Source organism: Mycolicibacterium chengduense (genome assembly GCF_033741155.1).
Classification (GTDB): Bacteria; Actinomycetota; Actinomycetes; order Mycobacteriales; family Mycobacteriaceae; genus Mycobacterium.
This window is the reverse complement of sequence record NZ_JAWQNH010000006.1, coordinates 417877-443264: the sequence shown is the minus strand read 5'-3', so window position 1 is coordinate 443264 and position 25388 is coordinate 417877. Positions and strand designations below refer to the sequence as shown.

General features: G+C 66.9%; 21 protein-coding genes. 7 read left to right on the top strand and 14 right to left on the bottom strand.

Annotated elements, in window-relative coordinates; all coding sequences use genetic code 11:
- Positions 1-14: 14 nt before the first annotated feature.
- Positions 15-1214: an MFS transporter gene (locus SBI67_RS24160; protein WP_318982980.1), complete on the bottom strand. Its 1200-nt coding sequence runs from the start codon at positions 1212-1214 to the stop codon at positions 15-17.
- A 58-nt stretch (positions 1215-1272) separates the two neighbouring features.
- Between SBI67_RS24160 and SBI67_RS24155 the strand changes: the two genes are divergently transcribed.
- Entirely contained in the window at positions 1273-1815 is a 543-nt protein-coding gene (locus SBI67_RS24155; protein WP_318982979.1) for a TetR/AcrR family transcriptional regulator, read from the top strand.
- A 2-nt stretch (positions 1816-1817) separates the two neighbouring features.
- Here the strand turns inward: SBI67_RS24155 and SBI67_RS24150 are convergent, their stop codons facing one another.
- Positions 1818-2708, bottom strand: a complete 891-nt coding sequence (locus tag SBI67_RS24150) for an LLM class flavin-dependent oxidoreductase (protein ID WP_318982978.1) — start codon at positions 2706-2708, stop codon at positions 1818-1820.
- Positions 2709-2850: 142 nt separating this feature from the next.
- Here SBI67_RS24150 and SBI67_RS24145 point away from each other — a divergent pair, with 142 nt between their 5' ends.
- Together SBI67_RS24145 and SBI67_RS24140 are read left to right on the top strand one after the other, a co-directional pair.
- The gene (locus SBI67_RS24145; protein WP_318982977.1) at positions 2851-3684 is read left to right on the top strand and encodes a mycofactocin-coupled SDR family oxidoreductase; all 834 of its coding nucleotides are present in this window, start codon (positions 2851-2853) and stop codon (positions 3682-3684) included.
- 93 nt (positions 3685-3777) lie between these two features.
- Positions 3778-4845, top strand: coding sequence for a LacI family DNA-binding transcriptional regulator (locus SBI67_RS24140; RefSeq protein ID WP_318982976.1), 1068 nt, complete (start codon positions 3778-3780; stop codon positions 4843-4845).
- Positions 4846-4907: 62 nt separating this feature from the next.
- Here the strand turns inward: SBI67_RS24140 and SBI67_RS24135 are convergent, their stop codons facing one another.
- A complete protein-coding gene (locus tag SBI67_RS24135) occupies positions 4908-6533 on the bottom strand; it encodes an APC family permease (RefSeq protein WP_318982975.1) in 1626 nt (541 codons plus the stop codon).
- Between the two features lie 438 nt (positions 6534-6971).
- Here SBI67_RS24135 and SBI67_RS24130 point away from each other — a divergent pair, with 438 nt between their 5' ends.
- Positions 6972-7442, top strand: a complete 471-nt coding sequence (locus tag SBI67_RS24130; RefSeq protein WP_318982974.1) for a heme-binding protein — start codon at positions 6972-6974, stop codon at positions 7440-7442.
- Positions 7443-7449: 7 nt separating this feature from the next.
- Here SBI67_RS24130 and SBI67_RS24125 read toward each other — a convergent pair whose 3' ends face one another.
- The 8 genes from SBI67_RS24125 to SBI67_RS24090 all read right to left on the bottom strand — a co-directional run bounded on the left by SBI67_RS24125 (position 7450) and on the right by SBI67_RS24090 (position 18171).
- Positions 7450-8109, bottom strand: a complete 660-nt coding sequence (locus SBI67_RS24125; RefSeq protein WP_318982973.1) for a ThuA domain-containing protein — start codon at positions 8107-8109, stop codon at positions 7450-7452.
- Complete coding sequence (gene aspA, locus SBI67_RS24120) at positions 8106-9578, bottom strand: aspartate ammonia-lyase (protein ID WP_318983047.1); 1473 nt, start codon at positions 9576-9578, stop codon at positions 8106-8108. The genes SBI67_RS24125 and aspA overlap by 4 nt, the downstream gene beginning before the upstream one ends.
- Positions 9575-10117: a VOC family protein gene (locus SBI67_RS24115; protein WP_318982972.1), complete on the bottom strand. Its 543-nt coding sequence runs from the start codon at positions 10115-10117 to the stop codon at positions 9575-9577. The genes aspA and SBI67_RS24115 overlap by 4 nt, the downstream gene beginning before the upstream one ends.
- 27 nt (positions 10118-10144) lie before the next feature.
- Positions 10145-11482: a histidinol dehydrogenase gene (hisD, locus tag SBI67_RS24110; protein ID WP_318982971.1), complete on the bottom strand. Its 1338-nt coding sequence runs from the start codon at positions 11480-11482 to the stop codon at positions 10145-10147.
- Positions 11483-11619: 137 nt separating this feature from the next.
- A complete protein-coding gene (locus tag SBI67_RS24105; RefSeq protein WP_318982970.1) occupies positions 11620-12798 on the bottom strand; it encodes an MFS transporter in 1179 nt (392 codons plus the stop codon).
- Positions 12799-12803: 5 nt separating this feature from the next.
- Complete coding sequence (locus SBI67_RS24100) at positions 12804-14849, bottom strand: oxidoreductase (protein ID WP_318982969.1); 2046 nt, start codon at positions 14847-14849, stop codon at positions 12804-12806.
- 51 nt (positions 14850-14900) lie between these two features.
- Positions 14901-16466, bottom strand: a complete 1566-nt coding sequence (locus SBI67_RS24095) for an FAD-dependent oxidoreductase (RefSeq protein ID WP_318982968.1) — start codon at positions 16464-16466, stop codon at positions 14901-14903.
- Between the two features lie 145 nt (positions 16467-16611).
- Positions 16612-18171: a PucR family transcriptional regulator gene (locus tag SBI67_RS24090; protein WP_318982967.1), complete on the bottom strand. Its 1560-nt coding sequence runs from the start codon at positions 18169-18171 to the stop codon at positions 16612-16614.
- A gap of 128 nt (positions 18172-18299) precedes the next feature.
- On the opposite strand from SBI67_RS24090, the gene SBI67_RS24085 reads away from it, so the two are divergent.
- A complete protein-coding gene (locus SBI67_RS24085) occupies positions 18300-20084 on the top strand; it encodes a thiamine pyrophosphate-binding protein (protein ID WP_318982966.1) in 1785 nt (594 codons plus the stop codon).
- A gap of 98 nt (positions 20085-20182) precedes the next feature.
- A complete protein-coding gene (locus SBI67_RS24080) occupies positions 20183-21043 on the top strand; it encodes a mycofactocin-coupled SDR family oxidoreductase (RefSeq protein WP_318982965.1) in 861 nt (286 codons plus the stop codon).
- A gap of 10 nt (positions 21044-21053) precedes the next feature.
- Here SBI67_RS24080 and SBI67_RS24075 read toward each other — a convergent pair whose 3' ends face one another.
- Together SBI67_RS24075 and SBI67_RS24070 are read right to left on the bottom strand one after the other, a co-directional pair.
- Positions 21054-22073 carry an aldo/keto reductase gene (locus tag SBI67_RS24075; protein WP_318982964.1) on the bottom strand — a complete coding sequence of 340 codons (1020 nt, stop codon included), beginning with the start codon at positions 22071-22073 and terminating at the stop codon, positions 21054-21056.
- A gap of 120 nt (positions 22074-22193) precedes the next feature.
- Positions 22194-23207 carry an SGNH/GDSL hydrolase family protein gene (locus SBI67_RS24070; RefSeq protein ID WP_318982963.1) on the bottom strand — a complete coding sequence of 338 codons (1014 nt, stop codon included), beginning with the start codon at positions 23205-23207 and terminating at the stop codon, positions 22194-22196.
- 146 nt (positions 23208-23353) lie between these two features.
- Between SBI67_RS24070 and SBI67_RS24065 the strand changes: the two genes are divergently transcribed.
- The gene (locus SBI67_RS24065; protein ID WP_318982962.1) at positions 23354-24241 is read left to right on the top strand and encodes an oxidoreductase; all 888 of its coding nucleotides are present in this window, start codon (positions 23354-23356) and stop codon (positions 24239-24241) included.
- A gap of 52 nt (positions 24242-24293) precedes the next feature.
- On the opposite strand, the gene SBI67_RS24060 is transcribed toward SBI67_RS24065, so the two are convergent.
- Positions 24294-25223, bottom strand: a complete 930-nt coding sequence (locus tag SBI67_RS24060; RefSeq protein ID WP_318982961.1) for an Lrp/AsnC family transcriptional regulator — start codon at positions 25221-25223, stop codon at positions 24294-24296.
- Between the last annotated feature and the right edge of the window lie 165 nt (positions 25224-25388).

Genomic DNA, 25388 nt, shown 5'->3' with positions numbered 1-25388 from the left:
CTGGACTCGTCGCGTCACGGAGCGCACGAGGCCAATTCGTCCTCATGCGCAATGTCGCCGAGTCCTCGCACCGGCCCCCGGGCGCGAGCCACCAGCGGGCTGAGCGCTGCCACGGCCGCCAGGGCAACCGACACCACGACAGCGCCGGCGAAGCCGTGGGCGTCGGTCACCACGCCCCCGGTTGCCGTGCCGACCGCTCCGCCGGCGAGGTTCCCGCTGTTGAGCCAGCCGAACGCCTCGGCAGAGGCGTGCTCGTCGACGGAGCGTGACACCATCAGATACAGGGTGGCCAGGGCCGGCGCGAAACCCAGGCCGGAGGCGAACAGCACCGCCAACTGCAGCCCGTGCTGGCCGACCACGCCGAACAGCGCGGTCCCAACGGCGACGGTCGCCAACGCGGCGACCAGGCCACGCACCCCGAATCGGCGGTGCCCGAACATGATTCCGCCAACCAGCGAGCCGAGGCTGGCCACGGCGATCGCGGCACCGGTCATGACGCTGCTCGTGCCGTAACGCGCGACCACGCCGACCTCCAGCGCGGTGAAGGACGCGATCAGCGGCAGGCTGGCCGCGATGGCCAGCGCGACGGCTCCATTGCCCAGCACCCGGCCGAAGGCCGCACTGCTGTGCCGCGGCACCGGCCGCACATTGCGGGCGCTGTACAGGAACCACGCGGTGCCCACCACCGTGACGGCCCCGGCGACCACCAAGGGCAGGGCGGTCGACAGAGCCGAGGCCAGCACGGTGGCGGCCAGCGGTCCGACCACCCAGCACACCTCCTGCGCCGTGGTGTCGAGCGCGAACAACGCCCGCAGGCCGGGGCCGGACACGATGTAGGGGTACAGCGCGCGGACCACCGGCGCCAGCGGGGGCACCGAGGCGCCGATCGCCAGACCCAACAGCAGCAGCAGCACCGGTGCCGAACCCGCGACGGAAAGAGCCACCAAGGCGCCGCCGTTCACCATGGCCGCGGCCATCAACGTCGTTGCGCGGCCGAGCTTGCCGGCAATCCGCGCGATCAGTGGCATGGCGAGCGCCTCACCGATGCTGACGCACGCGACCACAGCGCCGGCCAGCGCATACGAGCCGGTCTTGGCCTGGACGTGCAGCAGGACGGCCAGGGACAGCATGCCCAGCGGCAGCCTCGCGAAGGTCTGCGATGCCACCAGCGTCAGCACACCCGGGACGCGCAACAGCCCTGCATAGACCTTCACTCCCGGAACTGTACCGTCCAGACGGTACAGTTCGAAAGCGAGAATGTACGCTCTGCCGATGAGCTCGGCACGCGACCGCATCCTTGACGCGTATGAGGAGTTGCTCGCCGTCGAGGGCGAGCGGTACGCCACCCTCGACGCCGTCGCGGCCAAAGCCGGTGTGTCCAAAGGCGGCCTCTTGTACCACTTTCCCGCGAAAGAAGAGCTGAGCAACGCCTTGTGTGAGCGGCTACGTTCGCTCGCCGCCGTGGACCTCGATCGGATGCGCAGCGCCGAAGAGGGTCCCGCGCGGTATTACGTCCGCACGTCGCGCTACGCGGGCACACCACTGGACCGGGTACTGGTCGCGGTGTCCCGGTTGCAGCAAGCCGGTAATGCGCAGGCCCGTGCCGCCATCGAGGAGGCGTCCGGTAATTGGCTGGCCGTCCTGGATGACGCGTTGGGCGATCTGGCGCTGGCGCGGGCCATCAAGCTCATCGGTGACGGCCGGTACTACAGCGCGCTGTCCCGCGCGGTCGCCGGAAAGCCCGTGCCGTCCACCGGCGACGACGAACTGCTCGCTGTCATCGACCGGATCGTCGGTATCGGCCGCGCCCCGTAACGTCAGCGCGTCAGCGCCGCCCGCACGTCGCTTCCGACGAAGCGCGCAAACTCCTGCACGTCCGCCTCAGCGCTCGGTTGCAGCACCACGGTGTCCACCCCGGCGGCCACCCACCGGCCGACACCGGCCGCCACCTCGTCGGCGTCGCCCGCCAGTCCGACGTCCTGATTCGGGTCGAGCTCCCAGAACCGTATCTCGGCGGCCAGATCGGCCTGCGCGGTCGGCCCGGTGGAACAGAGCACGTAGGTGACCACCGAATGCGCGGCGGGTTCGGTGCGCAACTCGCCACCCGCCCGGATGTGTGCCATCGCAGCGCGGACCCCCTCGGGCGTCGTGCCACCGGCCAGCACCGTGCCTGCCGCCAGTTCGCCGCCCAACCGCAGCGTCTTCGGACCCATCGCGGCGGCCAGCACCTCGGCACCCTGGGGCGGCGGCCAGTCCAGGGCGACCGCGTCGAGGTTGACGTAGCGTCCGTGAAAGGTCACCCGCTCGCCACGCAACAGGGCGGACAGACACGTCAGATACTCGCGCAGCAGCGTCATCGGGGAATCCACCCGTGCCCCGATCTGGCCCATCCACTCCTGCACGCCGTGCCCCAAGCCGATCCGGACACGGCCGGGAAAAGCCCGGGCCAGTGTCGCGATCTCCATGGCGGTCACCGCCACATTGCGCATCGGGACCGGCAGCACACCGACTCCGACCGTCAGACTGTCGCTGTGCGACAACGCAATCGCGGCAGCGGAGATGCCTCCGGCCAGGAAACAGTCCTCCCACAGCCACATTTCGTCGACGCCGGCCCGATCGGCCGCTCTGGCAGCGGCCGCCAGATGCTCGGGAGCGATTTGCGGCCGGTAGACGATTCCCAACCGGGTGTTCGCGGGATCGGTGCTCATCAATGCCTCCTCGCACGCGTTTGACACGGACAAGTGAATCGTATCAGCCCAGTTGATCAGTCCTAGGAAACCTCCCTTGATGATACGATTCACCACACCTCGAACGAGGCTCGACAACTCACCCCGATCATCGGAGTCATTCATGGGACAACTCGACGGCAAGGTCGCATTCATCACCGGGGTCGCCCGTGGACAGGGCCGCTCCCACGCCCTCACCCTGGCCAGGGAAGGCGCTGCCATCATCGGTCTGGACCTGTGCGGCAAACCCCGCACCACCGCCTACCCGGGCGCCACCGAATCCGACCTGCAGGAAACGGTGCACCAGGTCAAAGAGCTCGGCGGTCAGATCTTCGTCGACGTCGCAGACACCCGGGACTACGCACAGGTCAAGGCCGTATTCGACCGTGGGATTGAGCGATTCGGTCGCGTCGACATTGTGGTACCCAATGCCGGGATCTGCTCGGGCGCCAAGACCTGGGAGATCGATCCACAGGATTGGCGCGAGATGGTGGACATCAACCTCAACGGTGTCTTCCACACCGTGAAGGCCGCGATACCCACCATGATCGCCCAAAACCAGGGTGGGTCAATCGTATTCATCGGATCGACCGAGGCCCTCAAGGGAGCCGAGAACATTTCGTCGTATGCCGCCTCCAAGCACGGCGTGACGGGGTTGATGATCTCGCTGGCGCGCGAACTGGGTCAGTACAACATCCGGGTCAACTCGGTGAACCCGACCTGCGTGGACACCGACATGATCAACAACGATTTCGTCTACGGGCTGTTTCGTCCCGACCTGGACAAGCCCACCCGCGAGGATGTGCTGGACACTTTCGCCGGCACCCATATCCTTCCGGCGCCGTGGATACAGCCACAGGACGTCAGCAACGCCATCCTCTACCTGGTCACCGAACCGGGCCGGTACATCACCGCCACTCCCCTGGTCATCGACGCCGGATTCATCGTCAAATCCTGATCACACGATGAGCTCGCCTGAGTAGCCCTTCCGGCCGGGAGGGCTACTCTCGTATCCGCCCGTCATGCCGGCCCCGCAGCAGAAAGCAACCCGATGGTCACCATGAAGGATGTCGCCAAAGCCGCCGGCGTCTCCCAAGCGTCGGTGTCCTACGCCTACAGCGGCTCTCCGCGGGTATCGGAAACCCAGCGTCACCACATCTTCACCGTGGCCGCCGCACTCGGCTATACCGGGCCGAACATCGCCGGGAGCTTCCTGCGTTCGGGCCGGATCGGCGCGGTCGGCGTGCTGGTGCCCGGCCCCCTGGCCACCGCCGTCGAGGATCCATCGACGGCCCTGCTACTCAAAGGGATTGTCGAGGTGGGCGAGCTCGCCGATGTCGCGCTGACGTTACTGCCCGTTCCACGCACGGCTGCCCCGGACACGACGGCGCGCCCGGCGACACCAGCAGTGCTGCGGGGCCTGGTCGACGGGGTCGTCCTGCACTGCCTGCCCAACGATCACGAGGTGGTCCAGGCGATCCGAACTCGCGGGCTGCCCGCGGTTGCCATCGATTCCCCGCGTCTGCCGCATCTGCCGTACGTGACGGCCGACCACCGGCAAGGTGGCACTGACCAGATGAATCACGTTCTGGCCCAAGGCCATCGTCGCATCGCGGTACTCACCGACCGCATCGGTGACCGGCACTTCCCAGGCTGCCGCTCGCTGGCGCAGGTGCCGACGGTGGCCGAGACGTACCTGGCCGAACGCTTCACCGGTTATCGCGACGCACTGCACGCGCACGCGGCGGACGACGCCGACGTGACGATCATCGAGGCCGCCGACATCGATATGGCCAGCGGAATGGCCGCGGCGGCCGAGCTCATCGCCTGCGCCAGGCCGACGGCCGTAGTGACGACCTCAGATGTGCACGCCGCGGCCACCCTGAAAGTGCTTCGCGGACAGGGCATCGAGGTGCCCCGTGACGTCTCGGTCATCGGGTTCGATGATGCCCCGATTGCCGACCTCCTGGGACTCACCACCATCCGGCAGCCGCTCGAAGACAAGGGACGCACGGCAGCGCAGATGCTGCTGGACGTCATCGGTGGCCAGCAACGACGGCGGTCTGTCAAACCGGTCGAGCTGATCGTGCGGACCACCACCGGGCCCGCCGCCGGCTGAGCAAGACGAAGCGGCCCTGCCGGAGTCCGAGGTTCTCCGGCAGGGCCGCTTCGTGCATCGCGCTAGTCGGCGGCGCCGACTTCCTCGCGATCGGCCCGGCGACGATGGGGCTGAGCCACCGGCGGGGTGGGCTCGGCCAGCGGCACCTCTTCGGCGTAGGAGGCCATGTCGTGCTGAGCCCGGTGTTTGCGCAGGATATCGGCGATTTCGATGGCGTCGCCCTCGGGCGCGGTCGATTTCCGGTAGGGCTTGGCGACGACCATGTAGAGCAATCCGACGGCAACCACGACCAGGAAGCCGATGAGGGCGATCCAGCGGTCGGCGAAGTGCAGGCTCGGATCTCCGTTGGGGCGAGCGAGCACGATCATCGAGAGCACACCGTAGGTCAGAGCACCGATGCTGACCGGCCAGCCCCACCTGCCCAGCGTCCACTGACCGCCTGGCTTCCAGCCCTTGGCCCGAGCCCGGATGGACGCCAACACGACCATCTGGAAAGCGAAGTAACCGGCGAGCATCTGGAAGGCGGCCACCCGGAACAGCGCGTCCGGCAGGAAGTACAGCAGCAGGAAAAGGCAGAAGCACAGGGACGCGACCAGGATGGTCGAGTTCAGCGGGATCTTGCGGCTGGAGATCTTCTTGAAGATGTGCGCGCCGGGGAACATGTCGTCACGCGCGAACGAGAAGATCAGCCGTCCGCCGGCCGCCTGCTGTCCCATGATGCAGGCCAGGAACGACGTCAGCGCGATGACGAGGAAGACCTTGGTGCCGATCTCGCCGAAGTTGTCGGTGAGGATCGCGGTGATCGGGTTGGCCACGTCGCCGGCGACGATGGCCGCCAGATTCGGTGCGGCCAGGATGTAGCCGATGAATGCGAACATCGCCGCGGCACCACCGAGCACGACGGTCAGCATCATCGAACGCGGAATCGACCGGCTGGGGTTGGGCGTCTCCTCGGCCACCTCGCCGCAGGCTTCGAAGCCGTAGTACAGCACCAGGCCGATGATCGCCGCGGTGACGAAGGCGCTCATGTAGTCGCCGTCTCCACCCGTACCGAAGGTGTTGAACAGCACCGAGAAATCGTTCTTACGGGCGAAGATCAGCAGGTACAGCCCGACCACGATGATGCCCGCCAGTTCGGCGGCCAATCCCACCTTGGCGATGGTGGCCAACGTCTTCGAACCGGTCGAGTTCAAGAACACGCAAATCACCACCACGATGGTCGCGATGATCAGCTTCTGCAGCGGGGTCGACGAGATATTGGAGTCCGGATTGAACAGGGCCAGCACGAAATCGGCGCTGAACATCGCCGTGGTGGTGCAGCCCACGACGACACCCGCGATGTAGATCCAGGACATGATCCAGGCATACGGACCGTTCCACAGCCGCCGCGCCCATTGGTAGAGGCCGCCCGCGATCGGGAACTGGGACACGATCTCGCCGAACACCATGGCCACCAACAGCTGCCCGAAGGCGGCGATGACCAACCACAGGATCGACGGCGGACCCGCTGTCGTGAGGGCCTGGGTGAACATCGACAAGACGCCCACCAACGGTGACAGGTACAGGAAGCCGAGCGCGAAGTTCGACCACATGCCGATCTTGCGATCGAATTTCTCTTCGTAGCCCAGCACCCTCAGGTGGGCATTGTCACCGGAGAGCGGTTGCCCTCCGGAGTTGGTCACTGACATCGTGGTCTCCTTGCACTAAGGGTCTGGTGATCGGCTGGATTGGTCAACCACGGGTCTTGGCGTACCGGCGGCGGGAGCGTTTGCGAGGTGCCCGGCGCCGGGGTGCCTGTGACCATGGCCACAGATGAAGTGTCGATGAACGGGATGGCCGCAAACAGACTCAATACGTGCAAGCAATGTCGAAGTGTTTTCACGCAGTGATTACCTCCGGCGCCCCGCAATATGGCCGTAACTCGCCGCAAATATGCAGGTCAAATAGCACTTCTCGGGGTGCGCGGCGGATCGGTCGCGTCAGTCCTGCCCAGCCGCCCGTCGGTTCGTCGCGAAGCGGCGAACCTGTGCAATTGAGTGCACCTTGCTTACTCACTGTGCGCATTCCCTGCGGCCGCCCGCGGACCTACCGTCGTCTCGGGAGACCCGCGATGAAAGGACCGGCCGATGCCCGAGACCGACTGGCGTGAACGGCACCTGGCGGCAGTGACCGACGAGGCCGCGCTCGATTTCCCGTCCTTCGGATACCGCGACGCGTGGGCACTGGGTACCGCGATGGTCAGCGCGGCAGCGGCCCGCACCCTGCCGGTCGCGATCGCCATCAACTTCGGCGAGCAACGCGTCTTCCACGCCGCACTCGCCGGGTCGGCGGCGACCAACGACGACTGGTTGGCACGCAAGTTCCGCGCCGTCGCCAAGCACAACTGTTCGTCGTGGGCGCTGGCCTGTGCGCAGCGCGCCGAGCCGGCGGACTACTTCGAGACGGGCGGCTACCGGCGCCGCGAGATCGCCCTGGCCGGCGGAGCCGTGCCGCTGCGGGTGCGGGGCTCGCTGGTCGGAGCCGTCGGCGTGTCCGGGTTGGCCGAAGAGGAGGATCACCGGTTCGTCATCGAGGCGCTGCGCGCCTTCCGGGCGTGACAACCCGTTACCGGCGCGCGGCCCAGGCAATACCCTGCTTGGTCAGGCGTCGCACGTCCTCACCCGCGAGATCTTGCCGGGCATGGCCGATCGAGTGGTAGAAAACCCGGCCCTTCCCCCACTGCCGCACCCAGGCCACCGGACTCGTCAGTCCGTCGAACCACGCGAAATGCTCACCGCTGAAGGTGGTTTCGGCCAGCACGGTGTTGTTGGGATCCACCGACATGTAGTACTGCTCGGAGGCCACGGGGAAATCGCCGACGCCGCAAGTCACCTCGTGGTCGCGATCGGTGATGGTCACCGTGTAGGGCTGCGGATAACCCTCGCCGGCAGGATGAGCCAGGAAGTCGCCACCCAGCATCAGGTGGTAGCGCAGGCTGGACCGAAACGCCGCCGCCGCGCCGTGCCAGGCGGCCACTCCGGTGCCCGCCTCGACCGCCGCCAGCAGGTGATCTTCCTGGGAGTCCGACAGGTCCTCGGTCGTCAGCGCGTTGTTCCAGCCCAGGATGATCAGGTCGTAGCCGGTGAGGTCGCGATCCAGAGTGAAGATGTCATGGGACTCTTCGATGTCGAAGCCGAGCTCGGCGACCAACCCGCGGGTCCACTCGGCGATGTTGTAGGGGCTGTGGCCGGGCCATCCACCGTAGAGATACAAGACGTTGGTCATGTCAGGCCTTCCTTCTTCTCGGCGATCGTCTCGATCGCGGTAGTCATCGACAGCAATTCCCGGGGGCCTACCAGAGCCTCCGGGGCGAGGAGCCGGTCGACCTGCTCGGCGGTCAGCAATCCTTCCTCGACCACCAGATCCGGGATGGATCGGTCCGTGCGTAACGCTGCCTTGGCAATTCTGGCCGAAGCGGCGTAACCGATGTAGGGACTCAGGGCGGTGATGACCCCGATGGAGTGGGTCACCGAGTCGTGCAACCGGTCTCGGTTGGCCGTGATCCCGACGATACAGCGGTCGACGAGGGTACGGCAGGCCGCATCGAGGTGCGCCAGTGACTGGAAAAGGCAGTGGGCGATGATCGGCTCGAACGCGTTGAGCTGTAACTGCCCGGCCTCGGCGGCCATGCTGATCGTCACGTCGTTACCCGTGACCTCGAAGGCGACCTGATTCACCACTTCCGGGATGACCGGGTTCACCTTCCCCGGCATGATGCTCGAACCGGCCTGCATCGCAGGCAGATTGATCTCGTTGAAGCCAGAGCGCGGGCCCGAGGACAACAGCCGCAAGTCGTTGCAGATCTTGGACAGTTTGAGCGCCGTGCGCTTGAGCACACCGGAGAGTTGGACGAAGGCGCCGACATCCTGGGTGGCCTCGACCAGGTTGCCCGCGGTCGACAGCGCGAAACCGGTGATATCGGAGAGCTTCTCGCAGGCCAGAGCGGCATACCGGGGATGAGCGTTGAGGCCGGTACCGATCGCGGTGCCGCCGAGGTTGATCTCGGATACCAGCAGCGCCGCCTCCAGCAGCCGGTCGGCGTCCTCGGCCACCATGACCGCGTACGTGCTGAACTCCTGGCCCAGCGTCATCGGCACCGCATCCTGAAGCTGGGTGCGGCCCATCTTCAAGACGGAGGCGAACTCGGTCGCCTTGCGCCCGAACGCTTCCGCAACCGCCAGCAGGGTGGCATGCAACGTACGGATCTGCACATGCAAGGCAACCTTGATCGCGGTCGGATAGACGTCGTTGGTGCTCTGGCTGCGGTTCACATGCTCGAGCGGATGCAGCCGGTCGTAGTCGCCGCGCCGGTGTCCCATCAACTCCAGGGCGCGGTTGGCAATCACCTCATTGGCGTTCATGTTGGTCGAGGTGCCGGCGCCACCCTGGACCACGTCCACCACGAACTGGTCGTGCAGGCGGCCATCCCGGATCTCGACGCACGCCGACACGATCGCGTGCGCGTGCCGCGCATCGAGCAGGTCCAGCTCGTTGTTGGCCTGCGCGGCAGCCTGTTTCACCGCGGCCAGGGCATCGACGAAATGGGGATAGGTCGACACTGCGATACCCGAGATCGGGAAGTTGTCCAGGGCGCGGGCGGTGTGCACGCCGTAGTACGCCGACGCGGGGACATCGTAGTCACCGAGGGAGTCGCGCTCGCGCCGCAGCTCGACCGGCGGCGCCTGCGCCGTCATCGCCATCGCGCGCTCGGCGGGGCCATGGCGGCGCCGGGCAGGCTGTCGTAGAAACCCTCGGTGCCGCTCGTGGTCAGCTCCAACTGCATACCCCACGGTGTCTGGAAGTAGAACCAACGCTGCCCGGCAACCGGCGCCGCCGGGTCGACACCGTTGGGACCCTCCTGCACGACGACGCCCGGGATCGCCCGCACGTAGGCGTACGCGGCCTCGATGTCGTCGACGTAGAAGGCCAGGTGATGCCCCCCGATATCGCTGTTGCGGGGGCGTTCGGTGCGTTGACCGGGCGCGCTGTACTCGAACAGTTCCACGTTGTGGTGCTTGCCGATCCGGATCATCGCGATGGTGCATCGGGCCCGTGGATCGACATCGAGCCGGCGGCGCATCCCGTCACCGGTTTCGTCGACGAAGGGACCGTCGGTGAAGACGAGCTCGGCCCCGAAGTGGTCGACGAAGAACCGGACAGCCTCGTCGAGGTCGGGCACGGTATAGGCGACGTGATCCACGGCCCGCAACGTGGGCAGCGTGGGAGCGGTCATCTATTCCTCCTGGAAGTCTGGCTCGGGCTACTGACCAACCGTCGCCGCCTCCGAGGTGAAGCGGTGTTCGGTCCACGGCAGTTCGTCGGCGCCGAATTTCGCGGCCCGGACGTCGGCCGAACGGGCGTGCCCCTCGAAGTTCTCCAGGCGCGCCGCGCGGCCACAGATCCTGCCAAGTTCGGCGCTGGATTCGGCGCTGTCGATCTCCTGGTACGTCACGGTCTTGAGGAACTTACCCACCCACAAGCCACCGGTGTACCGGGCGGCACCGAGCGTCGGGAGTACATGGTTGGTGCCGATCGCCTTGTCGCCGAACGAAACACAGGTCTTCTCCCCCAGAAACAAGGCACCGTAGTCGCGCATCTCGGTGAGCGCCCGGCGCGGGTCGGCGGTGAGGATCTGCACGTGCTCGCTGGCCACCGTGTCACCAAGGGCGAAGGCGTCCTCCAGCGTCTCGACCAGGTGCACCTCACCGTGGTTCTCCCAGGAAACGGCCGCCACCGGGCTGGTGGGCAGGTTCTGCAGCTGGCGGTTCACCTCGGCGATGGTCTCACGCCCGACCCGCTCGGAAGTGGTGATCAGCACGCACGGCGAGTCAGGCCCGTGTTCGGCCTGGCTCAGCAGGTCCGCGGCCACCACGAACGGATCTGCGGTGTCGTCGGCGATGATCAGCACTTCGGTGGGCCCGGCGAACAGATCGATGCCGACCTCGCCGAACATCTGGCGCTTCGCCTCGGCGACATAGGCATTACCCGGTCCGGTGAGCAGGTTGACGGGTGCGATCGTCTCGGTGCCCAGGGCCAGAGCACCGATGGCCTGGACCCCGCCGAGGACGTAGATCTCGTCGGCTCCGGCCAGGTGCATCGCGGCAACACTGATCGGCGGCGGAGTGCCCACATTCGGCGGCGTGGTCGCGGCGACGCGTTCCACGCCGGCCACCTTGGCCGTGACCACGGTCATGTGCGCCGATGCCGTCAGCGGGTACCGCCCGCCGGGCACATAGGCTCCGGATGCCGACACCGGAACATGCTTGTGTCCCAGGCGAACACCGGGCAGCGTCTCGATCTCGACATCGTGCATCGAGTCCCGCTGCGCCTGGGCGAAATTGCGGACCTGGCGCTGCACGAAGGACAGATCGTCGATCACGGTGGTCGGCAGATCCGCGACGATCTTGGCGATCTGGTCCTCGGTCAGCCGGAACGACTCCGGCGCCCACTTGTCGAACTGTTCGGAGTACTTGCGCACCGCGGCATCACCGTTGGCCCGGATGTCGTCCAGTACGTTGGCGACCGTCTCGACGACCTGCGGGTTGCTCTTGTGGGGTGTGCCGGCCTGGGCGGCCGGCGCCTTGAGTAGAACCGACACCGTGTTCTCCTTGCGCTGTACTGCTGTGGCTGAAACGTCACGCGCGACGCGTTGCGACGTAAACCAAGTCTGTGCGGTGTGGATCACCGTCGGGAGACCCAAGCTGTGCAATACGTCGCCGATTCGCTGCACAGTCCCTACGGTTGCCCCGACCGTGCGCGCACCGCTGTCGCCGCAAGGGCACAGACCACCACCGCACCCAACGGGAGCACCAAAGCGGTGTTGATCGAGCCGAGTTCGGCAAGCCAGCCGATCAACGCGGGCCCGGCCAGCAGCGCCACATAACCCATGCCGACCACGCGGGCCAGCGCCGCCCCTGCCCCTGGGCCGATATTGCCTGCGGCGGTGAACACCTGCGGAATGCCGCCCGCCAGTCCGGCCCCGAACAGCACCCAGCCGGCCAAGGCCATCCGCATGTCCGGGGCCAGCAGCACCGTGGTCATCCCCAGCGCGGCAACCACGCAGCCCCACCGAATGGTGGCCACCGCACCGAACCGGCCGGCGACGGCGTCGGCGCAGAACCTGCCGACGGTCATGGCGGCGACGAAGCAGCCGAAGGTGATCGACCCGAGCGCCGGGGAGGCCCCGAAATGCCGTTGGGCGTGCAGACTCGACCAGTCCATCGCCGCACCCTCGGACAACAGCAGCAGGAAAGCCAGCGCTCCCAGCACGATCACCCGGAGCCGGTGTGTCGACGCCGGCGCGGCCATCTCGTCGGCTGCCGCGGGCGCCGGGCCGCCCAGCTGCGCACCGCGCAGCGGGCGGACCACCGCCAGCAGCATCACCAGAACAACCGCGGCGACCGCCGCCGATGCCGCAGGGGTGGTCAGGTGCAGGGTGAAACCGATTGTCGCCAAGATCGATCCGGCGACACTGCCCATGGAGAAGAGGGCATGAAAGGATCCCATGATGGGTCGCCGGTAGGCGCGTTCGACCTGTACCGCCGCAGTGTTCATCGCCACGTCGGCGGCACCGGTGGCCGTACCGAAGAGCAGGGCTCCCGCGGCCACCCACGCCGTGCTGGTCGCCGCGAGCGGTGCGAGGACGCTCACCGCCATGGCGCCGGCGGCGTAAAGACCCACCCTCGCACCGCCCAGCCGGTCGGCCAGCGGCCCGCAGACCTGCATCCCTGTCAGGGCGCCCAGCCCGGAGACGAGCAGGATCGTGCCGACCATGGCCGTGGACATCCCGGTGGCCCGTTGCACCGACGGCAGATGCACGGCCCAGGTGGCCATGCTCATGCCGAAGCACACGAACAGCAGGCTGACGCCGGTGCGCACCTTCCGCAGCCGGCATTCGGCGGGCGCCGAGACCATGCCGCCTAGTGCCCGGCGAATGCCGGTGCGGTCGTGGCTGCCTCCATATCGGCTGCGCTGCCGCGGATCCGGCGCGCCGCACGCTCGCCCTCGTGGACGGCGTCCATCATGGTCCGGCTGGCGATGGCGTCGCCGACGCGCTCGATGGGCACGCCGCGGCCCTTGAGCGCGAAGTACAGATCGGTGACGGGGCGGTGCCAGCCGGCGAGGATCACCGTGTCCACGCCGGCGATGCTGGCCGCGACGCCCTTCTCCAGGATGTCCACGGTCCGCCCGGTGACCGCCTCCAGCCGGGTGAACGGGTGAGTCACCATGCCGGAGGCGTGAATTCGCGGCACCGCCAGGTTCGCGCTGAACGGTCCGAGTTTGGCACCGACGTACGGCAGCGGGGTCAGGAAGTCGACCTGGTGACCGTCGGCCCGCAGCTGCAGCGCCAGGCCGATACCCTTCCAGCCGCCCTCTCCGTCGTCGACGATCACCACGTGCTGGCCGACCGGCTTGTCGTCCTCGAGAACGTCCCACACCGACAGCACATGGTCCTGGTCGAGGCCGGGTGTGAAGGGCTTGCCCTGGGCGAGATTGCCGACGATGTCCGGTCCGGGGGCCGAGCCGGTGGCCACGATGATGTGATCGGGCCGCAGCTCCAGCACGTCCTCGGCGCTGGGTGCCCAGCCCAGCCGCAGGTCCACGCCGTGTTTGCGGATCATCACGTCGAGGTGGTCGATGACACCGCGGATTTCTTCACGGCCTCTGATCCTTTCGGCGATGCGCAGCTGCCCGCCGGTACGGTCGCGGCGCTCGATGAGGATGACCTCGTGTCCCTTCCGGGCGGCGACCTCGGCGGCTTTCATGCCGGCCGGACCGGCCCCGATCACCACGACGCGGCGCCGGAAGGTGGCCTGGATCAGGGTGCCCGCACCGAGTTCCTGCTCGTAACCGGCGGCTGGGTTGTGCACACACGACGAATGGGTGATGGCGAACAACCGGTCGATGCAGCCCTGGTTGCAGCCAATGCAGCGGCGGATCTCGTCGAGCCGCCCTTCGGCGATCTTGTTGACGGTTTCCGGGTCGGCGATCTGCTGACGGGTCATGGCCACCAGGTCGGCGTGGCCGAGGTCGAGGATATCGGCGGCATCGTGCGGGTCGTTGATCCGGCCGACCGCGATGACGGGCACGTCCACGACGGATTTCACCCCGGCGGCCAGGCTCTCCCAGATCCGCTTCGGGTGCTGCATGTCCGGGACGTTTTGGTGTGCCTCGTTGTAGGTGGCGGCCTTGACGCAGATGTAGTCGATCTTGCCGGTCGCGGTGATGGCCTGGGCGATCTGCTGGGCGTCCCCGATGGTCAGCCCGCCGGGACTGAAATCGTCGCCCTGCAGGTTGATGCCGACCAGGTAGTCGGGTCCGACCTCGTCGCGTACGGCGTCGATCACCCGCAGCACCAAGCGCATCCGGTTCTGCAGTGAGCCACCGTACTCGTCGTCGCGGTGGTTGGAGAACGGTGACAGGAACGACGCCAGCAGGTAACCGCCGTAGCCGGAGTGGATTTCCACCCCGTCCATGCCGCCCTGTTTGGCGTGCCGGGCGCCGATGGCGTGACCGGCGACGATCTCGTCGATGTCCTCGAGTTCCATCTCCTTGGGCATCTCGAGGTTGAACGGGCACGGCGTGTTCGACGGCCCCCACAGCGCACGCTCGGTGAAGGTGGAATGTCCCTGGCGTCCACCGTGTCCGAGCTGCATGACGATGCGGGCACCGTACTGGTGCACGGCGTCGGTGATCTTGCGCAGACCCGGCACGATCTCAGGGAGCCAGGCCTGCGGCTCCCCGGGGACGTCCTGCGAGGTGGGATGGATTTGCGGGAACGCCATCCCGATCAGGCCGGCGCCGCCCATGGCGCGCTCCCGGTAGTACGCGACGTGCTGGTCGGTGGGCAGGTAGTTCTTGGCCATCCCGGTGCCGTGCCCGGTCATGACGATGCGGTTACGGACCGCCACGGTGCCGAGCGTGATCGGCTCGAACAGGGCGGCCAGGGCAGGGTCGGTCTTCACGGCGAGCTTCTCCATCGTCGAGTGAAAGAAAACGTGCTGTGTCAGAGGTGATTACGCCGTGAGCTCCCCGGAGTGGCCGAGCCGCAAAGCCAGGGCCGCCGCCGTGATCGCGGGGTTGACCGCGGCCGAGGACGGGAAGACCGAGGTGTCGGCGATCCACAGGTTGTCCAGGTCGTGGGTGCGCAGGCCGGCGTCGACGACACTGGTGGCCGGGTCGTCACCCATCACGGCGGTGCCGCACTGATGTGAGGTTGCCTCGACGCCCAGGCTGCGGGTCATGACCACCGGGAAGCCGGCCTTGCGTACGACGGTCTTCATGTTCGAGATGAGTTCGTGGTGGGCGGCCAGGTTGGTTTCCCGCCGGGTCAAGGTGATCTGGCCGCCGCCGCCGAGGGTGACCCGGTTCTCGGGCAGCGGCAGGTCTTCGGTCTGGATGAACAGGTCCAGGGTGTATTTGGTGACCTCGTCGAGGATCGGCATCGGCACCCAGGGCTTGCCCATCTTGGCTTGGGGGCCACGGAGTTTGCCCAATCCCTGGACGTTGCCGAGTGGGTACTTGTTGGTCGGCCCGGCGGAGTACCAGTCGTTGATGCCGATCGTCTTCTGATAGACGGCTTCGTTCTTGCGGCGCGGATCGATGGCCAGGAAGAAGGTGGTGACATGCGCCATGTAGTTGCGCCCCACCTGATCGGAGCTGTTGGCCAGTCCGTTCGGATGATCATCGGAGGCCGAGCGCAGCAGCAGGGCCGCGGTGTTCACCGCGCCGCAGGCGAGCACGAAACGCTTGGCCCGCACCTGGATGCGGCGTCCGCGATGCATGATCGATGCCGAGGTGACGCGCCGGCCCGCGGCATCGGTGTCCAGTCTGGTGACCTCCGCGTTGGTCAGCAATCGGATGTTGCCGGCCCCTCCGTGTAGCGCGGGGCGCACCGCGGCGACGTCGGCGTCGCCCTTGGCGTCGACCATGCAGGCGAACGAATCGCAGGTGTAACACAGGACGCAGGCACCACCGGGGTGGCGGTCCAGCGCCTGTGGGGCCGAGAAGGGGTGCAATCCTTGCCGTTTCGCGCTCTGGACCAGCCGGGCCATCGCGCCCTCGTGCGGCACACCGGGAAACGGGTAGTCCTGCGAGCGCCACGGATCGGTGGGATCCTCACCCTTGTTGCTGTGCACCCAGAACATCCGCTCGGCCTGACAGTAGTACGGCTCCAACTCGTCGTAGGACACCGGCCACGCCGGGGAGACGCCGTCGACGTGTTCGATCTCACCGAAGTCGCACTCCCGGAAGCGCGGCAGTGTCGCGCCGTACAGCTTGGTGGAGCCGCCCACGTAGTGGTAGTTGCCCGGCACGAAGTCGGTGCCGGTGCTGGCGTCGCGCCATGCCGCCGAGTTCTTGTACCGGCCTGCGGTGTGCACGGCGTCGAATGACCAGTTCTCCCGCTCGATGGGCAGGAAGTCCCCTTGCTCGATGATCACGACGCGGGCACCGGATTCCCGCAGCGCGTAGGCCAGGGTGCCCCCGCCCATGCCGGAGCCGACGATCGCGATGTCGGTGTCGAGGACGTCGGGCGGGTCGGTGATCACGTGCGATTGCACGGCGGACGCGGAAATGGCCATGTGGCGCTCCTCTGGGCTGAGAGGACGTATGGGATGAGCCCATGTGATGGGCCACATTCCAAAACTAGGCCGGTTACCCCCACCGCCGGGAGGGCCATAGTGTGCAGCGCTGGTGCGCATGCCTGCTCACACCATGCAATGCCGATCAGCGGTTGCCGCGGTGCAGCAGATCGTGCCCGCGCACCGCGAACACCAGCGCCTGCCGGGTGTCGGGATCGTCGAGCGAACGGCCGAGCAGGCTGGTGATGCGCTCCAGCCGGTAGTACAGCGTGCGCCGTTGGACGAACAGTTCCGCGGCGGCCTGGGACTTGTTCCCGTCGCACGCCAGGTAGGTACGCAAGGTGGGCAGCAGCGGATTGGTGGCCTTGGCGTCGTGCTTGAGCACCGGGCCGAGTTCGTCTTCGATGTAGCGGGCCAACTCGGGACCGCCGGCCAGCGAGGCCAGCAGTCGCAGCACACCCAGATCGTCGAATCGGTGCACCGCCTTCTCCGGGCGGGCCGCCGCCACCGAGGCCGCGCTGCGGGCCTGGTCGACCGCCGTCGGAAGCTGATTGGCGCTGACGGGACGGCTGATCCCGGCCCGCACGTTCAGCGCGGAAAGCCGTTGCACCACTTGCTTTTCCGAACTCGTCCTGGACAGACCGACGATCGCCAGGGTGTGCTCGCCGAGGTCGGCGACCACGGCGGGTACCCGCATGCCGCGGCACAACTCCTCGATCGCCTCGTCACCGGAATTCCCGATCGGGTTCTCCCGGCAGACGAAGATGACCACCAGCGCGTGTTCGCGGAAGTCGCGACCGATCCGCAGGGCCCTGGTGACGAACGCATCGCCGGAGATGTCGCCCAGCAGAAGCCGGCTGACCAGCGCGTTCTGCCGCTGCGCGGATTTCGCTCCGCTTTCCCGCGCGCCGAGCAGGGTGATGGCGATGCCGTCGGTGGCCCGGTCCAGCGCATAGCCCGCCGTGCCGGACACCGCGGTACCGTCGTGCAGGACATGCAGCCAGCCCCACCGTTCCCCGCGCAGCACCACCGCCCGCCGGCTGCAGTTGTGCGCTTCGTTGGGGCTGCCGCCCCCGGCGGCCGAGTCGTGGTCGATGCGGGAATGATGCTCCCATTCGGCCAGCACCGCGTCGCCGGAATCGGAGGGTCCCGAGTAGGCGACGACCTGACAGGTGGCGTCCTCCAGCACGACGGGGTGGCCGACTTCGGCGGCCAGCGCATCGGTGAACAGCACCGGGTCGCGGCCGGCCAGCAACAATTGCATGAAGGTGGCGTTGAGCCGCTCGTAGGCGCTCAGATCCAGCACCCGCTGATCGATGATCGACTCGTGCACCTGCGCCGACACCTCGACGAACGGCAGTTCGCCGTCGAGCCCCACCAGGGGGAAGCCGCGCTCGCGCGCGGCGTTGACCAACGCATCGGGCATGGCGGCGAACGCACGCCCGCTCAGTTCGATGATCAGCACCGCGGCCTGCGCGTCGGCGATCTCGTCGAGGTAGCGGACTTGCTGCTCCGCGGTGGAACCGATGCCCAGACCCGCGGTCAGCAACATCTCGCCGCCGCTGAGGAAGGTCGCGATATCGGGGATCTCGGTGGGATGGACCCAGCGGATGGGGCGGTTCAGATTCTCCTCGCCGGCGTAGACCTTGAGCGGGACGCGGGTGAATACCTCCAGTTCGAGGGCAGTCTTGACCGTCATTGCCATGCCGAACACACCTCCGGGTCACATTGTGCAGGAAAACTTGAGTTCACTGCTCAGATTGCGTCTGACGAGAGCTGCGTCACCCTGGGCAGACTGTGAGGCAACGGCGCGAAAGTACGAAAGGATAGTTGATGCCAAGACTCAGCGGCGGACAGGTCATCGCCCGCATTCTCAAGGAGTATGGAGTCCCCTACGTCGCCGGCATCCCGGGCCACGGCATCTGGGGCCTGATGGACGCCTTCAACGAGAACGAATCGAAGATCCCGTTCATCCAGACCTACCACGAGCAGAGCGCGGTGCACCTGGCCGACGGCTACTACCGGGTGTCGGGCCGGCCGATGTGCGCGGTCACCTCCATCGGCGCCGGGGCATCGAACACGGTCCTCGGCCTGGCGACCGCCTACAGCGACTCGACCAGCGTGCTGGTGATCACAGGTGGGCCGCCGCGCCATATGCGCGGCCGCGGCGTGCTCCAGGAGCTGGATCGCCAGAAGGACAACGGTTTTCCGCAGGTGGCCGAGGCGGTGTCCAAGCGCAGCTGGGTGGCCAACAGCATCGAGGATCTGCCGTTCATCATGCATCGAGCGTTCTCCACGATGCTGACCGGCCGCCGCGGCCCCGCGCATATCGAGGTGCCATGGGACCTGCATGCCGAGACCGCCGAGGTGAACTTCCACGACCTGGCCCGTCGGTTGCCGGTCGGCTTGCAGTACCCCGACCCGGAGGCCGTCGCGCGCGCGGTCGACGTGCTCTCGACCGCCAAGCGGCCGATGATCGTGGTCGGCGGCGGGGCGATCAGCGCCTACGCCACCGACGAGGTGCGGGCACTGGCCGAGGGATTCGACATCCCGGTGGCGACGACGTGGAATGGCAAGAGCGCCTTCCCCGAAGACCACGATCTGTTCGTCGGCAGCGTCGGGCAGACCGGCACCATCCACGGCAACTATCTGGCCGCCAACGCCGATGTGGTGGTCTCCATCGGCTGCCGTTTCACCGACTGGTCGGCATCCAGCTACGCGCAGGGCAAGTCGTTCTCGTTCCCGCCCGCCAAGCTCATCCACATCGATATCGACCCGCACGAGATCGGCAAGATCTACCCGGCCGAGGTCGGGATCGTCGCCGACGCCAAGCCGACGGTGGCCGCCATCGTCGATTCGTTGCCGGCCAAGCCAGACCGCACCGAATACCTGGCCGAGGTGGCCGAGCGCAAGGCGGCGTGGGAGATCGAGCTGTCCTCCCGCCGGGACACCGACCGCTTCCCCTTCACCCTGCAGCGCCCACTCGCCGCATTGCGAAATGTGATGGACCGCAACGGGATCGTGCTCGTCGGTTCCGGCAACACGCAGGGTGCGGTCAAGCAGACCTTCCCCGTGTACGAACCGCGTACCCACCTGACCACCGGTGGATTCTCGTCGATGGGCTGGCCCGTGCCGGCGGCACTGGGCGCCAAACTGGCCGCACCCGAACGCCAGGTGGCCAGTATCACCGGAGACGGCGATTTCCTGATGACGGTGCAGGAGATCGGGGTGGCGGTTCAGCACAACATCCCGGTGGTGTTCATCGTGCAGGACAACTCCGGATACATCTCCATTCGCGGTGGGCAGCGCAACGCCACCGATCGGATCATCGGCACCGAGTTCAACCGCCCGGACGGTTCGCCGTACAGCCCCAGCTTCAAGGAGGTCGGAAAGTCCTTCGGACTGGAGTCCTTCCGGGTGGAATCGGCGGGCGATCTCGAACCGACGTTCAAGCGGGCGTTCGACGCCCAGGCGCCGGTGCTGGTCGAGGTGCCGACCGACCGTGATCTGGCCAGCCCGTTCGTTCCCGGCTGGCTGGACTTCCCGCCGCTGCCGCACATCACCGACGAGCGCGCCGACGAGTACCGCGAACTGCGGGCCCGTGAGCAGCACCAGTAGGTAAGACCCGCCGCCGCACCGGCTCATCCCAGGTCCGCCGTCGCCGCTGTCCCCCGCAGCGGCGACGGCGGACCTGTCCATATCGAAGGTAGGTAGTCATGTCTCGTCTGCAGGGCAAGGTCGCCCTGATCACCGGCGCCGCCCGCGGGCAGGGCCGCTCCCACGCGCTACGTCTGGCCGACGAGGGCGCCCACATCATCGCGCTGGATGTGTGCGCGCAGATCGGCACCGTGCCCTATCCGATGTCGGATTCCGATGACCTGGTCACGACCGTCGATCTGGTGAAGAGCCGCGGCCGCCGCGTCTTTGCCGCCGAGGTGGACGTCCGCGACCTGGCGGGCCTGGAAAAGGCGGTACAGGAGGGTGTTTCCGAGCTGGGGCGGCTGGACGTGGTGGTGGCCAACGCCGGAACACTGAACGACACCGCGCCCCTGTGGGAGTTGTCCGAAGAGCAGTTCCAGGATCAGATCGACGTCAACCTCACCGGGGTGTGGAAGACGATCAAAGCCACCGTCCCGACCTTGCTCGCCCAGAACGAGGGCGGCGCGGTCATTCTGATCAGTTCCATATCCGGCTTGACCGTGGAGCTCAATGTCGGCCACTACGCGGCGTCCAAGCATGGCGTGAACGGTCTGATGCGCACGCTCTCAGGTGAACTCGCGCCGTACGGGATCCGGGTGAACTCGATCAACCCGACCAATGTCAACACGTTGATGATCAACAACCCGCGCTACAACCGGTTGTTCGCCGGCGGTGTCGAAGGTGCCACCCAGGAGCAGGCGCTGCCGGCGCTCACCGCGATGCATGCGCTGGCAATCCCGTTCCTCGACCCCGTGGATGTCAGCAATGCCGTGGTGTATCTCGCGGGTGAGGACGGCCGCTACATCACCGGGACCACCCTGGTGATCGACGCCGGTGCGATGAACCCGTTCAAGGCACCGCACCGGTGCACCGGCTGAGTACCCGCGGTCAGGCGGCCGGGGTGGGCGCGTCCTCGCGGATCAGTCCGGCCGCCCGGAGGTCGTCCCATACCTGCTGCGGGACAGCAGTTTCGAATAGCTGTTCGTTTCGCCGCTGTTGATCGGCGTTGCGGGCGCCGATGCACACACTGACGACGGCAGGATGTGCGTAGGCGAATTGCAGGGCCACCGCGGGCAGCGCGACACCGTGCCGCCCGCAGATCTCCTGGATGCGGCCGGCTTTGGCCAGCACGTCCTTCGGCGCCGGCCCGTAGTTGAAACGGGCTCCCTCGATCGGCCCGGTGGCGAGCACGCCGCTGTTGTAGACGCCGCCCAGCACGATCCCGATACCGCGCTCCGCACAGATCGGCAGCAGTTCGTCGAGAGGTTCCTGCTCGAGCAGGGTGTACCGGCCCGCCAACAGGCATAGGTCCGACTCGGTGGTCTTGACCGCCTCGGTCATCACGTCCGTTTCGTTGACACCGAAGCCGATCGCCTTGACCACGCCCTGTTCGCGCAGCGCTTCCAGGGCCGGGAACGCGCTGACGATCGCCTGGCGGAAGTACTCGGGTTGCCCTGAGCCGTGGGTGAATCGGTCGCAGTCGTGGATGAACAGGGCGTCGAAGTGATCGGTGAGCATCCGCTGCATGCTCTGCTCGACAGCGCGCATCACCCCGTCGTAGCTGTAGTCGTAGGACGCCACCAGCGGCGGGATGTCCTGGTACTGGCCATCCTGGTTCGGCGCGTTCAAACTCGGGGTGAGTACGCGACCCACCTTGGTGGACAGCACCAATTCGGAGCGGTTGTAGTTGCGCAGGGCATGGCCCAACCGGTATTCGCTCAGCCCGTTGCCGTACCCGGGCGCGGTGTCGAAGTAGCGCACGCCCTGTTCCCAGGACTGTGTGACCATGTCCGCCGCCGCGGATTCGGTGAACGTGCCGTTGAAGTTGCCGATCGGCGCCCCGCCGTACCCCATCGCGGTGAACGTCAGCTTCGACCGTTCATGGATTGTTTCCTGCGATACCTTCACGTCGCCGCCTCGCTTGGGTCAAGTGTGTTGTCAGCCAGCCGAATTGCTGTCTTCTCTGACGTTAGAGATGACGCCGACCCGGCGAACTACACAAAACGCGCACTGTTGCCTGCGGACGATTCACGGTTTGGGCCGCACACCCACCTGCTGCTGCACTTGTTCGGCAAGTAGTTCGTGGGCATGGGTGGTGAAGTGCTCGGCGGCGGCGAACACATACGTGTGATCGGCGTCGGGTTCCTTCAGCGTGTCCGCGTCGCAATAATCTTGTCCGGGCTGGGCGCAGGCGTCCTCGTTCGCCCCATGCGTGAACCCATAGCGTGCCGGGTCGGTCAGCAGATCGGTCACGAATGCGCCGGTGTCGAAGATCTGCAGGCGCGGATCCTTGGGCAGCTGGTCCAACAGCGCGCCGTTGTAGGCGGCGGTCAGATCGTTGACGTAGTTGCGTGCGGCCGTCGTCTCGAACCACGGGAGGACGCCGAGGTCGAAGAGGGTGAACACCACGAGGTGCTGGGCGCCGTGCCTCAGGACGGTCGATGCCGTGCGCGCTTCGGCCGCCGCGGCCTGGCGGACCCGGGCTCGTTCGGCGTCCATCGCTTGCGGGGACGGCGCCCGGTCGGCGCGCAGGTCGTCGGCAAGGCTCTTGCCGAATCGTGGATCGAAGTTCAGCGCCACGTCGTTGGTACCGATCCAGAGGGTCACCAGCTCATCCGGCCTGAACCGTGCGTGCTGAGCCAGGTAGCGCTGAACCTGGACGTCGGCCGAGATGGGTGTCCCTTGCGGGTTTTTCGACACGACGGAGTAGGGCAATTCGGCACGTGCGCCACCTTCGGCGTAGTTCAGGCCGCCTGGACCGGGGCGACCGGGCCTGCCTTGATAGACCTCGTCGTAACTGTCGACGTGTTCGTTGGGGGTGTCCGGCTGGCCGAGGGTGTCGGCGACATGCTGGGCCCAGGTCCGCCCGGGATTGGTGGTGAACCGGAAGCCGTAGGTTCCGGCGTCGGTGAGGCTGTCGCCGAAGAACACGGCGCTGGTGATCACCGGTGCTTCGGGTACGGCAGCCGCCGGCGGGAGGCCGGCCAGCGCGAGAGAGCCGGCCGCGCCGATCGCGAGTGCCCGCAGCGCAAGACGTCTCATGCGGCTCGACGTTAGCAATATCGGGGCGCCGCCCGACCACCCAAACCGTGCAGTCTGTGCGGCACATCTTTCTCTGTTTGTCGCGAAAGCAGTTGTTGGCCTCTCAATGCGGAACAAACTGCCGACGCGGAATGTAGACAGAAAGCATGGACAGCTTCTCGCTCGGCACCCACACCGTCGGCCGCGTCGGATTCGGCGCCATGCAGCTCCCCGGTCCCGGGGTCTTCGGTCCGCCCCGCGACCACGACCAGGCGATCGCCGTCCTGGAGCGGGTAATCGAACTCGGCATCAACCACATCGACACCGCCCAGTTTTACGGGCCACGGGTATCCAATGAGCTGATCCGCGAGGCGCTGCACCCCTACCCCGACGACCTGGCCCTGGTCAGCAAGGTCGGCGCCCGCCGCGACGGCAACGCGAACTGGATCGCCGCGCAGGAGCCCGATGAGTTGCGGGCCGATATCGAGGAGAACCTCGCCACGCTGGGCGTCGACCGATTGGCGGCGGTGAACCTACGCATTCACTCCGGCGATCCGAGTGCCGTTGGCCCGGTGGACCGCGAGCTGTTCGACCGCCAGCTGACCGCCATGATCTCCGCACGCGACGAGGGGCTGATCGAGGGCATCGGATTGAGCAGCATCTCGGAGGAGCATCTGCGCATCGCATTGGACCGCACCGACATTGTGACCGTGCAGAATGCCTACAACCTCGTCGACCGTTCGGCGCAGCCGGTTCTCGATCTGTGCACCGAGCGCGGGATCTCCTTCGTCCCGTTCTTCCCGCTCGGCTCTGCGTTCACTGCGGACAACCCGGTGCTCGGGCATCCCGCGGTACGACGCGAGGCCGAGAAGCTGGGCCGCACCCCGGCGCAGATCGCGCTGGCGTGGACGCTGACGGTGGCGCCGAATGTGCTGCTGATCCCGGGGACATCGTCGGTGGCTCATCTCGAGGAGAACACCGCAGTGCGTGACATCGAGCTGGACGACGAGACGAAACGCCAACTCGACGCGGCGGCGAGCACCGGAGCGGCATGACGGGCTCCGGCGAGGCGCCGATACCGCAGCAGCCGCTGCACTTTGGCCGGCGTCACCGGCCCGTCTCGATCGGATAGCGGTAGCTCTCCTTAAGGGTGTGCAGGTGCACCCAACTATGCAGCTGTGTCACCGAGGTCTGCGCCCGAACCCCTTCCAGTGCGGTCACGACCTCGGTGAGGCTATCCGCATGCAGTGTCGCGACCACGTCGTACCGCCCGATTGTGGTGGCCAGGAATCGGATTCCCGAGAGTTGGCGAATCTGCTCGACGCCTTCGCTTGCCCGTCCCCGCGTCCTGATCCCAAGTCCGACGTCGACCGTACGACCCTCTCGGCCCAGAGCCGCGATCGCACCGATGCGGACCACCCCGGTCTCGATCATGCGCAAGGTGCGCGCCCGCGCAGTCCCCACCGAGACGCCGGATCGAGCGGCCAGCGCGGTGTAGGGCATCCGGCCGTCGCGTTGCAGCAGCGACAGCAGCCTCCGGTCGACGCCGTCGAGCCACGCCACCGAGACCTTGGTCGGCCCCAGGAAGTCGCGCACCAGATCGGTGTAGACCAGTGTCTCGGTCGATTCGACGCCGTCCAGGGAGCGGACGACGTCGAGCAATTCGGAGAGTTCGGCGTCATCATGAGCGCGAACCTCGGCGATCAACGGGTAGGCACCGCTGACCAGCGACACGAACGGAACCTCGGGTCGGGTGGCCAGGCGCCTGCCGACCTCGATGGCCGGGGCCTCGGTGGCGATCGACACATGCGCCAGTGAGCGCACGCCGACCGTCTCTGGGTGCACCATGCCGACCACGCGCACGTCGGCCGTGTTCAACAAAGCGGCCAACCGCTTGGACGCCGTCGTCCGGGACACGCCCAGACGGGTGGCCAACTCCCCCGGGCCGATCCGTCCGTCGACGCGCAACGCCGCGAGGATCTGATCGTCGAGGTCATCGAGTCGGCTGCCGAAGCGCGAGTCATCTGAAGTTAACAAACGCCGAACACCTCACCTCGACTACACAATTATTCAGCATCTCAGTACAGAGAAGCAGATACGTGCGTTATTGACCAGCCTTGCTTCACTAATTATCCAAATTGCTAGGGCGGAGTGCATATTTGGTGTTGATGGTTCGTGGCGGCACTTCTAGTGTTTTCACCG

Bases quoted from the DNA above. Each gene is read 5' to 3' on its own strand.
- SBI67_RS24155 (WP_318982979.1), top strand. From the start codon at position 1,273: ATGAGCTCGGCACGCGACCGCATCCTTGACGCGTATGAGGAGTTGCTC.
- SBI67_RS24150 (WP_318982978.1), bottom strand. From the start codon at position 2,708: ATGAGCACCGATCCCGCGAACACCCGGTTGGGAATCGTCTACCGGCCG.
- SBI67_RS24145 (WP_318982977.1), top strand. From the start codon at position 2,851: ATGGGACAACTCGACGGCAAGGTCGCATTCATCACCGGGGTCGCCCGT.
- SBI67_RS24140 (WP_318982976.1), top strand. From the start codon at position 3,778: ATGGTCACCATGAAGGATGTCGCCAAAGCCGCCGGCGTCTCCCAAGCG.
- SBI67_RS24135 (WP_318982975.1), bottom strand. From the start codon at position 6,533: ATGTCAGTGACCAACTCCGGAGGGCAACCGCTCTCCGGTGACAATGCC.
- SBI67_RS24130 (WP_318982974.1), top strand. From the start codon at position 6,972: ATGCCCGAGACCGACTGGCGTGAACGGCACCTGGCGGCAGTGACCGAC.
- SBI67_RS24125 (WP_318982973.1), bottom strand. From the start codon at position 8,109: ATGACCAACGTCTTGTATCTCTACGGTGGATGGCCCGGCCACAGCCCC.
- aspA (WP_318983047.1), bottom strand. From the start codon at position 9,578: ATGACGGCGCAGGCGCCGCCGGTCGAGCTGCGGCGCGAGCGCGACTCC.
- SBI67_RS24115 (WP_318982972.1), bottom strand. From the start codon at position 10,117: ATGACCGCTCCCACGCTGCCCACGTTGCGGGCCGTGGATCACGTCGCC.
- SBI67_RS24105 (WP_318982970.1), bottom strand. From the start codon at position 12,798: ATGGTCTCGGCGCCCGCCGAATGCCGGCTGCGGAAGGTGCGCACCGGC.
- SBI67_RS24095 (WP_318982968.1), bottom strand. From the start codon at position 16,466: ATGGCCATTTCCGCGTCCGCCGTGCAATCGCACGTGATCACCGACCCG.
- SBI67_RS24090 (WP_318982967.1), bottom strand. From the start codon at position 18,171: ATGGCAATGACGGTCAAGACTGCCCTCGAACTGGAGGTATTCACCCGC.
- SBI67_RS24085 (WP_318982966.1), top strand. From the start codon at position 18,300: ATGCCAAGACTCAGCGGCGGACAGGTCATCGCCCGCATTCTCAAGGAG.
- SBI67_RS24080 (WP_318982965.1), top strand. From the start codon at position 20,183: ATGTCTCGTCTGCAGGGCAAGGTCGCCCTGATCACCGGCGCCGCCCGC.
- SBI67_RS24070 (WP_318982963.1), bottom strand. From the start codon at position 23,207: ATGAGACGTCTTGCGCTGCGGGCACTCGCGATCGGCGCGGCCGGCTCT.
- SBI67_RS24065 (WP_318982962.1), top strand. From the start codon at position 23,354: ATGGACAGCTTCTCGCTCGGCACCCACACCGTCGGCCGCGTCGGATTC.